Source organism: Lacinutrix algicola, assembly GCF_001418085.1.
Lineage (GTDB): Bacteria > Bacteroidota > Bacteroidia > Flavobacteriales > Flavobacteriaceae > Lacinutrix > Lacinutrix algicola.
The window spans coordinates 22,239-35,079 of sequence record NZ_LIQH01000029.1 but is presented as its reverse complement, the minus strand read 5'-3'; the positions used below and the strand labels follow the sequence as shown (position 1 = coordinate 35,079).

Here is a 12,841-nt window from a genome sequence, read left to right as displayed (position 1 = left end):
AATTACTATTGAATCCATAAATTAGAAACTACTTAATCTTAGTATTATCTAATTTATAAAATCCACTGATAAGCTCTCCATTATCCGAAAAACCCTGAATAGAGAATAATAAGTTTTTATTATTCAAATCTTCTTTAAGCTTAAACACAACCTCTCCTTTAACATTAGACACCAAACTTGGTTTCCAATCTATTTCCTGACCAACAACATCGTTCGATTCTAAAAACAAAGGCTTATAGTATTTTTTCGACCTACTATAACCTTTTTTAAAAACATATGTTGTAAAATTATTTGTTGTTCCGTTTTTATAATCATCTGTTGTAAATATTGCTAAAGCATCAGTACCAGGCGTTACTTTTGGCTGAAAAAGAATATTATCTACAGATGCCATTCCCATACCTAACACTACTTCAAGCGGTATTCCTCCTCTTTTAGGAAAAACAGGTTTTCCATCTATAGTTACAAGCACAACTCTATCAACCTTTAGAAGAAAAAGGTCACCCATAGAAGATCTTTTAATTTTAAAAAGTCTGTTTTCTAAATACTCTCGTAAAGACGAATCTTCGATAACATAATCCTCAAGCACTCCTAACTCATAATAAGCACCAATATGAAAAACTTCCTTTCTGTGTTTTTCGTCAAAAGCTTTTCTATCCAAAAAAGCCTTACTTTTCTTCTTCGTTTTTAAGTTCACAGTTTCTAAACTAAGAACATCTTTTTTATTTGACAAATACCTAGTCTTATTAATCTCTAATTGCTTAGTTGTATCGTTTTTAGCTGACTTTAAATATTCTTTTTCAAAATTAAACACAAAACTATCTTGATTAGTCTCGATAGAATCGAATTGTATTCTTTTAGGTTTTATTCTTAGTACCTCCCTATCAATAAATGCTAACTTTATGGAATCTCCTTTAAAAGCAACTAAGTTCTTAAAAGAAAAAAGCGTTTGATTATTTAAAAACTGCTTAGTTATCATTTGATTATCCATTGTAAACATGCCTAGATTATTATTAAACACAGGATTCAGCTTTCCTTTTAAAGCAAATCCTTTTTCAAAATTGTGCTTTAATTCTGGGTTAATCTCTTTTATAAAATCTTCACAATCATACTGTATCCATCCTTGCGTTAGTAACAATAAATCTAAATATGCCTCTCGATTTATATTTTCTTCATTAAAATAAAAACTAGGATTCTCTACATAACCCTTAACATATGGCGTTAAATACATTGCGCTTGCAATATCTGTAGTACTTGTATAATTAGAACTTAATGTCAAAACCGAAAGACTAATATTACTTTTAGACTTCACATCTTTGACTTTAAATTTATATACAATTGAGTCTTCTAATCTGTTTAATTTCTCAATTGAAAATTCGTTCTTAATTATCCCAGCTACAAAAAACTTACGTTCCAATATTGGCTTGTTATTTTTTAAAACAATTAAAGAGTTTACTCCTTTTAAAAAGTCTTTTTTATTAAAAACAAAAGTTCTCTTTTTTAAATTATTAAAATCTACATTAACATAATCTATAATTGTATTTTTTTGATGAAAAAGTAATATATAATCATCTAATGAAGCACCTTTATTAGCTACTAATTCAAATTTAACTACATCTTTATTATCACTTATTTTACTAATAGACACACCCACCTCTAAAGCCTTAGGCATCTCTGTTTTTATAATAGTATCGTTAACTTCTATTATAGCTTTATATTTTTCGCCTTTTCTATATTCGAATTGAGATTTAGACATTCCTAAATGTAAGCTTGAGAACATTGCAACCTCTTTGTTCTTTGAGTTAACAATTTTACCCTTATAATTACAAGCTCTACCATTTATTAAAGCTTTTATAGATACAACATTTTTAACACCTTCTAAAAAGTGACCGCCTTCTGGAAAAAATTGAATATCATACTTAGCACCTGAAACCGTTTTCTCTATTCTTTTTTCTCCCACTACAATAGCTGATACAAACTTATTATGATCTCCAAAATTTAACATGTTATTAGTATACGCCTGGATAAAGTATTTGCCCGCGACTAAATCTTGAGAGATGTTAAGTTGATTAGTCCCAACACCGTTTTTAATATAAACGGTCTTTGTATTTATTAGTTTTCCGTATTCGGAAAACAGACTAACATACACTCTTGCCGTTTTTAATGAAGGTTTGTTGTCTTGATTTGCAACGTAAACTTTAAACCAGATAACATCTTCATTATCATAATTTGTTTTATTGGTATGAATAAATACTTTTTCGAAAAGCAATTGATCTTTTTGCAAGGCAGACACAATAGAGTCTATAGGTTTACTTTGCCCAAATGAGGAATACAAGAAAAAGAAAGAAAGGATTATAATAGCGAGAAAATGTTTCATGATTTGATTGATTTACATTAAAGTTAAGTAAAAACAAACAAATTTTTAAAACCTACTTACATATAGCATCTAAAACATATAAATAATCCTCACGATTTTTTACGAAATCGCGATCTGAGATATCTATAATTTTCACATTAAGTTCTGTTTGATTTTTTAAAAAATCTAAATAACCAGAATTAATTTTATCAAGATATTCGCTTTCTATATTTTGCTCGTATTTTCTACCACGTTTCTTAATATTAGCTTTAAGTCTTTCGGTATTTTGATAGAGGTAAACGTATAGTTCTGGTTTCGCAATATCTTTATACATTAGATAAAACAACTTTCTATACAACTTAAATTCGTCTTGATTTAATGTTATTTTAGAAAAAATTAATGATTTAAAAATATCGTAATCACTCACTATAAAATCTTTAAACAAATCTAATTGAGATAAGTCATCACTTATTTGCTGATAACGATCCGCTAAAAAAGACATTTCTAAGCTAAAGGCATAACGTTGTGCATCTTCGTAAAACTTTGGCAAAAACGGATTATCTGCAAAACGCTCTAAAATTAATTTTGCATTGTAATCTTGAGCAATTTTTGTTACCAAACTTGTTTTTCCCGCACCAATGTTTCCTTCAATAGCAATGTAATTATACTTCGAAAAATCGTACAGCTTACTTGGGTTCTTTAACCAAATATTAATTGACTCTAAAGCACTTTCATCTTTACATTCAGTTAGTAAAACAGAAATTTCTTTCTCTAAAACTGGATGCTTAAACTTAGAAGCTATGTTATATAGTGGCTCTAAAACAAACCTACGGTTGTGTAATTCTGGATGTGGTACTTTAAGAGACTTTGTGTCGATTATTAATTCGTCTATAAATAATATATCTAAATCTATAATTCTAGACTCGTAACCTTCTTTTTTAGTTCTAACTCTACCTAAAGCTGTTTCTATTAGCAATAGTTCTTTAAGTATTTTACTAGGTTTTAAAGAACTATCAACCAGCAAACATGCATTTAAAAAATCGTCTCCTTCGAAACCTAGAGCTGGAGTTTTAAAAATTTTTGAGATAATTTTTACTGTCCCAATTTTTAAATGAATTGCATCCACAGCTGCTTGCAAATTTTTAAATTTGTCGCCTTTATTACTTCCTATAGATATGTAAATTTTCTGTGAATCCATTTTTAATCGAGAAAGCAAAATAACTAAAAGTAAATGGTTTCCTTTATATTTACTTAAACTATTTATTAACGAATTTAGTTTAAGTTTCCACAATACTAAGCAAAAGGCTCTGTGTGAAAAATTTAAAAGGAATATGACATTAAAAAACAAACTTAAAGCCCAACGTATTTACCTATTCCTGGGCGCTTTGTTTATTACTTCTTTAGTGGTTTCTAATTTAATATTTCAGAAGTTTTTTTATTGGTATCCTTTAGGTCTTAAAATATTAGGTTTTAGGCTATTTGAAATATCCGTTGGCATTCTACCTTATCCCATCACTTTTTTAATTACCGATTTAATAAGTGAAATTTATGGAAAGAAACGCGCAAACGATGTGGTTATCGCTGGTATCTTTGCTTCATTTTTTTCATTATTAATAGTTTTAACAGCAGATGCAGTTCCTGCAATCAACAACTCTCCTATTAATAATAAAATATTTCACAAAGTATTTGGAGCATCTTCTATTGCTGTTTTCGCAAGCATGACCGCTTATTTAATTGCACAGTTTATAGATATTCAAGTTTATCATTTCTGGAAACGCTTAACAAAAGGCAAACATTTGTGGTTGCGAAATAATTTTTCGACATGGTTTTCCCAATTTATAGACACTTTTTCTGTTCTGTTTTTGCTGTGCTCTTTTGACATTATTGATTGGAGCAGTTTTAACGGCTTATTAATAAGTGGCTTTCTATTTAAAGTTTTAGTCGCTTTTATAGATACTCCTTTTTTATATTTGGGCGTTTTTATTTTTAGAAAGACCTTCAATTTAAAAGTTAATGAAGAAATAGACCTATTATAATTAATGCTAAACTTTTATTAAAATCTTTGATAATAAATCTAAATCATTAGATTATACGTAAATACTATACTTAACAAAACTAAATCTATCCCAAAACCCGGGAAAAAACATGAAAAAAATATTAAAAATTACAGGTATCTCACTATTAATTATAGTCATACTTTTATTAGTTGCTCCTTTTATCTTTCAAAATCAGATAAAAGATATGGTTCGTAATTTTATTAACAACAGCGTAAATGCAAATGTTGAGTTCGCAGATGTTAGCTTAAGTTTTATAAGCAGCTTTCCACAAGCCAATGTTACTGTAGACGATCTTAAAATCACCAACTTAGAACCTTTTAAAGACGAAACACTAGGAAGTGTGAAATCGCTTTCTTTTGACATGTCTGTAAAAGAACTTTTTAAAAATGCAGACGAAGGACCAATTGTTATTAATTCAATTTATATAAATGAAGCACTTGTTAATCTTAAAGTAAACAAATTTGGAGATGCTAATTTCGACATTGCAAAAGAAACAGAAAACACAAATACTAGTACAGACAAAAGTGAAGGTTTTACTTTAAGCATAGAGGATTATGCCATTACTAAAAGCGCATTAACTTATTTAGACGAAGGATCGAATACTAGACTACATGTAACAGAATTAGACCATTCTGGAAGCGGTATATTCTCGGAAAGTGTTTCAGAATTAAACACTAAAAGTGAAGCTAACGTTACTCTAAGTTTAGACAGTACCGAGTATCTTAGCAATAACCGTATTAAATTAGATGCTTTAATAGATCTTGATTTAGAAAACAGCAAATACACTTTTAAAGAAAACAAAGGTTTAATAAACGACCTTCCTTTGGAGTTTTCAGGTTACGTACAATTAATAGAAGACGGACAAGACATTGATATTACTTTTGAAAACCCGGGCTCAACCTTTAAAGACTTTTTAGCTGTTATCCCTAAAACATACTCTAACAATATTAGTGATGTTGAAACTAGTGGGAATTTTAAAGTAAACGGTAAGATTAAAGGCTTAGTAACAGAAAAAACAATACCAACACTAGACATTAACATAGCTTCTAACAATGCTTCATTTAAATATCCTGAATTACCAAAACGTGTAGAAAATATTAGCATTAATGCTGCAATAAAAAATACAACCGGAAATGTTGATGATACTTTTGTAGACTTAAAAACACTGAACTTTAAAATTGACGAAGACGAATTTAAATCTTCAGCTGTTATTAAAAACCTTACAAAGAACATGCTTGTAAGCGCTAATATTGATGGTGTTTTAAATTTAGCAAATATCACTAAGGCTTACCCAATAACTTTAGAAAACGAATTAAGCGGTATTATTAAAGCAAAACTAAACACTAGTTTCGATATGAATGCTATTGAAAGCAATGCTTACGATCGCATTAAAAATAATGGAAATATTAGTGTTAATAATTTCGTGTTTTCGTCTGCAGATATTGTTAATCCGTTAAATATTACCGAAGCTAATGTTAGCTTTAAGCCAAGCATTATAACTTTAGAAAACTTTAAAGCCACTACTGGAAAAACAGATTTAAATGCAACAGGAACCATAAACAACTTATTAGGCTTTTTATTAAGTGACAAAAAACTAAAAGGTGATTTTAATGTGGTATCCAATAATTTTTTAATTAGTGATTTTATGGTTGAAGGCGGAAGCGATAAACCCGTAAACCAAAGTGCAGAGCCTAACGATGCTCTTAAAATTCCTGCTTTTTTAGATTGTACTATTACTGCTGATGCAAAAACTGTAGTTTACGATAATTTAACGCTTACAAACGTAAAAGGAAAACTATTAATTAAAGACGAAACGGCTAATTTACAAAACGTTACATCTAATTTATTAGGCGGAAACCTTAATATGACCGGTTTAATTAATACTAAAACTAAAACACCAACTTTTGAGATGGATTTAGGTATGAGTAATTTTGATATATCACAATCATTTAGAGATTTAGATATGCTTCAAAATTTAGCTCCAATTGCAAATGTATTACAAGGAAAATTGAATAGTGCTATTACACTAAACGGAACTTTAGGAGATGATTTCACTCCTCTAATGAGTTCTATTTCTGGTGGCGCTTTAGCGGAATTATTAACAACTAAAGTAGAGCCAAAAAACGCTGCATTATTTGATGCACTAACTAGTAAATTAAGTTTTATAGATTTTGACAAGCTAGATTTAAAAGATTTGAAAACAGCTATAAAATTTGAAAATAGTCGTGTAAGTATTTCTCCTTTTAATTTAAACTATAAAGATATTGGTATTACGGTTGGCGGAAACCATGGGTTTGATAAATCTATGGATTACAATGTAGTTTTTAATGTACCTGCAAAATATTTAGGAAGCGAAGTAAATAGACTTGTTGGAAAAATAAACGATAACGACGTTAATAAAATTAGCATCCCAGTAACTGCTAATTTAACAGGATCGTTTACGAGTCCAAAAGTACAAACCGATTTAACTAGCGGAGTTAAAAATTTAACGACACAGTTAATAGAAATTGAAAAACAAAAGCTACTTAATAACGGAAAAGATAAAATTAAAGATTTATTAGGCATTAACAGTAGCAACCAAACAGCAAGCGATAGTACTCAAACACAAACAAGCTCTCCTGTTATAAATGTGATTAAAGATATTTTTCCTAATGGAAACAACTCAAGCACACCAACAGATTCAACAAAAAACCCAACAAATGTAGTAAAGGATGTTTTAGGTGGATTGTTCGGGAAAAAGAACAAGAAAAAGGACACAGTTAATTAAGAATAAATAATAATCAAAATAAATTGCAAAAACTTTATAAGTCTATTGTTTAAATTAAAAGATAAACTTATATTTGCAACCTGAAATTTAAGAATACACATAATATAAAGATATGTTAAGAATAGAAATTAAAGACGGAGAAAATATAGAAAGAGCTTTAAAACGTTACAAAAGAAAGCACCGTAACATTAAAGTAATGCAGAACTTAAGAGAAGGACAACACTTCACTAAGCCTTCTGTAACACGTCGTCGTCAAATTCAAAAAGCATCTTATATCCAAGGATTAAGAGACGCAGAAAACGTATAGTAAATACTTTTTCTTTTATAATATACAAACCTTGCATTCTATGAATGCGAGGTTTTTTTGGTTAGTTACAACTCAAAGTTAAAATAAATTACAATTTAAGCTACAAAGTGAGCTACAGCCTTGTTTAAACACATTCAATTTCAATATGCTTAAACAAAAACAGAGTCTTGGCTATAACAAATAGAGCTTATACTATTTCTATAGTAACTACTTTACCTTCATTTCCTCGAATATTACAAACGGTATCATCTTCAAAAATAAGATACTGCCCTTTTATTCCTTTTAACACACCTTCATAACTACCCGCTTTTTCAATATTCAAACTTTTTGGTTTTACAGGATATGATAGCACAGGAAAATCCATATGTGTTTCATCGTTATTTTCAATGTAATATTCTTGAGCTTCAGCTGGAATGTATTGTTTTAACTTGTTTTTCCACTCTACTAAACTCTCATCTACCACATCGTTTTTAAGCATGGTTCTCCAATTTGTTTTATCTGCTACATAATCTTTTAAAGCAACTTCTGTAATACCTGCTAGATAACGATTTGGTACCTCAACAACCTCTATAGCCTCATGTGCACCTTGATCTATCCAACGTGTTGGCACTTGTGTTTTTCTGGTAACACCAACCTTTACATTACTTGAATTTGCCAAATAAACAATATGTGGCTTTAATTGCACTTTCTTTTCGTATTCCAAATCGCGATCTTCTTGATCTAAATGTGCCGTACTTAACTCTGGTCGCATAATCCAATCTCCAGCTTGAGGCATATCGAAAAAACAACTTTTACAAAATCCTTGTCTAAAAATTGGTTTATCTAAACTACAGTTTAAACATTGGTGTTTAACAAATTGAAATTTCAAAGTTTTATTTAGCAATTGATTCATATTAATGAAATCGTTTTCGAAAACTAAATAATATTGAATTGGGCTAGAAAATTCTGTTGCCATTTTTGTTAGCACGCCTTGGTAAGTCATAAAAAAAAGTGTTATTTTTAGTGTCTAAATATACTATAAATATATGCCAATTCCTTTAGTAAATTCTATCGCTTCATGGTTTTTAAAGAAACGGTTTCACCAAATCGATTTGTTCTTAAAATACCCAAATGAAGTACAAGAAGAACTGCTATTTAACTTAATTGAAACAGCTAAAGACACAGAGATTGGTAAGCAGTACGACTATTCTTCTATTAAAACCTATGCAGAATTCGCAAATAGAGTTCCTGTAAAAAACTACGAAGGGTATCAAGATTTATTTGAACGTTCTCGTTTAGGAGAACACAATATTTTTTGGCCTTCTCCAATAAAATGGTTTGCAAAATCTAGCGGTACTACTAGCGCAAAAAGTAAGTTTATACCTGTAAGTCAAGATTCTTTAGAAAACTGCCATTATGCTGCGAGTAAAGACTTACTGTGTATGTATTTAAATAACAATGTAGACTCTCAACTCTTTACAGGAAAAAGTTTAAGACTAGGCGGTAGTAAAGAATTATATAAAGAAAACGGAACTGCTTTTGGAGATTTAAGCGCTATTTTAATAGACAATATGCCTTTTTGGGCAGAGTTTAGTAGCACACCTAGCAACAAAGTCTCTTTAATGAGTGATTGGGAAACCAAAATGGCTGCCATAGTAAATGAAACGATAAATGAAAACGTTACAAGTTTAGCCGGCGTACCATCTTGGATGCTTGTTTTACTTAATAATGTTTTAGATAAAACTGAAAAGAATTCTTTATTTGATATCTGGCCAAACCTGGAAGTTTACTTTCATGGAGGTGTTAGCTTTAATCCATATGTACAACAGTATAAAAACATTTTACCAAAGAAGGATTTTAAGTATTATGAAATTTATAATGCCTCTGAAGGCTTTTTTGCTATTCAAGATTTAAACCACTCTAGCGAATTACTACTAATGCTAGATTACGGCATTTTTTATGAGTTTATTCCTATGGATACTCATGATACACCAAAAGAACATGTTATTCCGCTAAGCGAAGTGGAGAAAGGTAAAAACTACGCAGTAATAATTACTACAAATGCAGGGTTATGGCGTTACAAAATAGGTGATACTATTCGTTTTACATCTATCTCACCCTACAGAATAAAGGTTTCCGGTAGAACAAAACACCACATTAATGTTTTTGGAGAAGAACTTATTATTGAAAATGCAGAAGATGCCCTAAAGAAAGCCTGCAAGAAAACAAAAAGTGAAATTGTAGATTATACTGCTGCACCAATATTTATGGAAGGCAAAGAAAAAGGTGCACACCAATGGCTAATAGAATTTAAAACACCACCAAAAGACATTGACTATTTTAATGAATTGTTTGACAATGCTCTAAAATCTTTAAATTCAGATTACGAAGCCAAACGCTATAGCAACATGACCTTAAATAAGCCAAAGATCACTATAGCTAGAACTAAACTATTTTACGATTGGCTAAAAGACAACAATAAACTTGGAGGACAACATAAAGTACCTCGACTATCTAATACTAGAGACTACATAGACGAGTTACTAAAGCATAATTGTTAAAATAAATTATTTAATATTATGATATTCAAATAATTATCGTTAAATTCACAATGCTATTAATCAATTCTATCCTAGTTGAATCTATATTAATTAGTTAATTCAGATTCAAAAAAAACCACTCCTAACTTTTTTACGAGTGGTTTTTTATTTCTGTAAAGCATATATACTGTTTTTTGGAAATCCTGGATCTTTTCTTTCTGGCTGATGCACAAATCCACATGCAACTAACAACCTCTTAGAGCTTTCGTTTTCTACATGTGTAAAAGCTTCAATAGTATTTAAATTAAGGTCTATAAAACCTAATTCAATAACAGCTTTTAAAGCCTCAGACATATAGCCTTTTCTAAAATAGTCGGGCAACAAATCGTAACCAACCTCAGCTGTTTTTCTATCTTCAGAGAAATTCCATAAACAAATACCTCCTATTTTTTTATTTAAAGTTTTATCTATTAAAGTCCAACTAATGGATTTATCTTCTTCTAAATAACCTATTAGTTTTTTTATATGACTTATTGCTTCTTCCTCCTTTGTATACAAAGGCTGCATAATGTATTTTCTAACAATTGGGTTAGATCTTGATTCAAAAACAAGAGCAACATCATCCATACTTGTAGTAACAAACAAAAGTCTTTCTGTTTCTGGTTTTTTTAAGCTTATTAATTTCATTTTATAAGAAATAAAAAAGCCTACCTTAAAATAAGGTAGGCTTCAATTTATAGTATCCTATTTAATTTAAGAAACCGCCTTTAGTTTCTTAATAGTATTCTTAGATATTTTTTGTTCGGCATAAGCCTTAGTAACATTTATTTTCTTAACATCACTTCCTGGTAATTCGAACATTGCATCTGTTAAAATCTCTTCGCATAAAGAACGTAATCCTCTAGCTCCTAATTTGTATTCTATAGCTTTACCAACTATAAAATCTAAAGCACCATCTGTAATACTAAACTCAATCTCATCCATAGAGAACAGTTTTTTGTATTGCTTAATAATAGCATTTTTAGGTTCTGTTAAAATAGCTCTTAATGTTGCAGCATCTAAAGGATCCATGTATGTTAATACAGGTAATCGTCCAATAATTTCTGGTATTAATCCAAAGTCTTTTAAATCTTTAGGAATAATGTATTGCAGTAAATTATCGTTATCCACAACGTCATCACTAATTGAAGCACTGTAACCAACGGCTTGCATGTTTAATCTTTTAGAGATCACACGATTTATACCATCGAAAGCTCCACCAGCAATAAACAAGATGTTTTCTGTATTTACTTCAATAAATTTTTGATCAGGATGTTTACGACCTCCTTTTGGCGGTACATTAACAACTGTACCTTCTAACAACTTAAGTAACGCCTGTTGCACGCCCTCTCCAGAGACATCTCTAGTTATAGACGGATTATCACTTTTACGAGCAATTTTATCGATCTCGTCTATAAAAACGATACCCTTTTCTGCTTTCTCTAAGCTATAATCTGCCGCTTGTAATAAACGTGTTAGTATACTTTCTACATCTTCACCTACATAACCAGCCTCGGTTAATACCGTTGCATCTACAATAGCTAAAGGCACGTTAAGCATTTTAGCAATTGTTTTAGCCATTAATGTTTTACCTGTTCCAGTTTCTCCAACCATAATAATGTTGGATTTTTGAATCTCGATATCATCATTTGTTGGCGGCTGTAACAGACGTTTATAATGATTATAAACAGCTACAGACATCACCTTTTTAGTAGTCTCTTGACCTATAATATACTCGTCTAAGAACGTTTTAATTTGCTGCGGCTTACGCAACATAAGTTCTGCCGACAAGTCTGAGCTATCACTTTCTTTAGATTCTTCTATAACAATACCATGTGCTTGCTCTATACAGCGATCACAAATATGTGCATCTAAACCTGCTATTAATAAACTTGTTTCTGGCTTTTTCCTACCACAAAACGAACATTCTAATTCTTCCTTTGCCATTTTTTTTAAGTTGAAAGTTGAAAGCTAAAGTCTAAAAAGTTTTCACTTTTATCGTTCTAACTTAACCTAATTCTTATCCACTATTTAGTTACGAGCTAAAATCTCGTCAATCATTCCGTATTCTTTAGCTTTATCAGATTTCATCCAATAATCACGATCACTGTCTTCGTAAACTTTGTCGTAATCTTGGCCTGAATGTTTACTAATAATTTTATAAAGTTCTTCTTTTAAAATTAAAATTTCGCGAGCTGTAATTTCTATATCACTAGCTTGACCTTGTGCTCCTCCTAAAGGTTGGTGAATCATAACACGAGAATGCGTTAAACCACTACGTTTTCCTTTTTCTCCTGCACATAATAAAACGGCTCCCATAGAAGCTGCCATTCCTGTACAAATAGTTGCTACATCTGGCTTAATAAACTGCATAGTATCGTAAATACCTAATCCAGCATATACACTTCCTCCAGGAGAGTTAATATACATTTGAATATCTTTATTTGCGTCTACACTTTCTAAAAACAAAAGTTGTGCTTGTATAATGTTTGCAATATTATCGTTAATCCCTGTTCCTAAGAAAAGGATACGATCCATCATTAATCTTGAAAATACATCTAGTTGAGATATATTTAATTGACGCTCTTCTATAATGTAAGGCGTCATGTTTTGAGGCATCATACTACTAACAATTTTATTGTAATATGTGCTGCTAATTCCTTGATCTTTTATGGCAAATTTCTCGAATTCTTTTCCGTAATCCATATTTATTTTTTGAATTTGATATTATATTTAAGTTCTCAAATCTCTTCAAGAAGTTATAAATGTATAGTTAAATCAGCAGTTAACAAACTTTTT

General features: G+C 30.3%; 10 protein-coding genes. 4 read left to right on the top strand and 6 right to left on the bottom strand.

All coding sequences use genetic code 11. From position 1 onward, the window contains the following. Positions 1–28 precede the first annotated feature (28 nt). Positions 29–2,374 (bottom strand): hypothetical protein, encoded by a 2,346-nt coding sequence (locus ASC41_RS05270; RefSeq protein ID WP_152971424.1) that lies wholly within the window; start codon positions 2,372–2,374, stop codon positions 29–31. Positions 2,375–2,426: 52 nt separating this feature from the next. Then, positions 2,427–3,551: a 2-amino-4-hydroxy-6-hydroxymethyldihydropteridine diphosphokinase gene (gene folK, locus ASC41_RS05265; protein ID WP_055435597.1), complete on the bottom strand. Its 1,125-nt coding sequence runs from the start codon at positions 3,549–3,551 to the stop codon at positions 2,427–2,429. 133 nt (positions 3,552–3,684) lie between these two features. Between folK and ASC41_RS05260 the strand changes: the two genes are divergently transcribed. The 3 genes from ASC41_RS05260 (at position 3,685) to rpsU (ending at position 7,484) form a co-directional block, all read left to right on the top strand. Continuing rightward, a complete protein-coding gene (locus tag ASC41_RS05260) occupies positions 3,685–4,389 on the top strand; it encodes a queuosine precursor transporter (RefSeq protein WP_055435596.1) in 705 nt (234 codons plus the stop codon). 109 nt (positions 4,390–4,498) lie between these two features. After that, the gene (locus tag ASC41_RS05255; protein ID WP_055435595.1) at positions 4,499–7,177 is read left to right on the top strand and encodes an AsmA-like C-terminal region-containing protein; all 2,679 of its coding nucleotides are present in this window, start codon (positions 4,499–4,501) and stop codon (positions 7,175–7,177) included. Between the two features lie 112 nt (positions 7,178–7,289). Next, positions 7,290–7,484 carry a 30S ribosomal protein S21 gene (gene rpsU, locus ASC41_RS05250; protein WP_055435594.1) on the top strand — a complete coding sequence of 65 codons (195 nt, stop codon included), beginning with the start codon at positions 7,290–7,292 and terminating at the stop codon, positions 7,482–7,484. 187 nt (positions 7,485–7,671) lie between these two features. On the opposite strand, the gene ASC41_RS05245 is transcribed toward rpsU, so the two are convergent. Beyond that, positions 7,672–8,466: a DUF2797 domain-containing protein gene (locus ASC41_RS05245; protein WP_055435593.1), complete on the bottom strand. Its 795-nt coding sequence runs from the start codon at positions 8,464–8,466 to the stop codon at positions 7,672–7,674. Positions 8,467–8,509: 43 nt separating this feature from the next. Between ASC41_RS05245 and ASC41_RS05240 the strand changes: the two genes are divergently transcribed. Beyond that, positions 8,510–10,024, top strand: coding sequence for a GH3 auxin-responsive promoter family protein (locus ASC41_RS05240; RefSeq protein ID WP_055435592.1), 1,515 nt, complete (start codon positions 8,510–8,512; stop codon positions 10,022–10,024). A 144-nt stretch (positions 10,025–10,168) separates the two neighbouring features. Here the strand turns inward: ASC41_RS05240 and ASC41_RS05235 are convergent, their stop codons facing one another. From ASC41_RS05235 to clpP, 3 genes are all read right to left on the bottom strand, one after another. Further along, complete coding sequence (locus ASC41_RS05235) at positions 10,169–10,690, bottom strand: GNAT family N-acetyltransferase (protein ID WP_083477147.1); 522 nt, start codon at positions 10,688–10,690, stop codon at positions 10,169–10,171. A gap of 66 nt (positions 10,691–10,756) precedes the next feature. Continuing rightward, positions 10,757–11,989: an ATP-dependent Clp protease ATP-binding subunit ClpX gene (gene clpX / locus ASC41_RS05230; protein ID WP_055435591.1), complete on the bottom strand. Its 1,233-nt coding sequence runs from the start codon at positions 11,987–11,989 to the stop codon at positions 10,757–10,759. A gap of 84 nt (positions 11,990–12,073) precedes the next feature. Beyond that, on the bottom strand, positions 12,074–12,748 hold the full coding sequence (gene clpP, locus ASC41_RS05225) for an ATP-dependent Clp endopeptidase proteolytic subunit ClpP (RefSeq protein WP_055435590.1): 675 nt from the start codon (positions 12,746–12,748) through the stop codon (positions 12,074–12,076). Positions 12,749–12,841 lie beyond the last annotated feature (93 nt).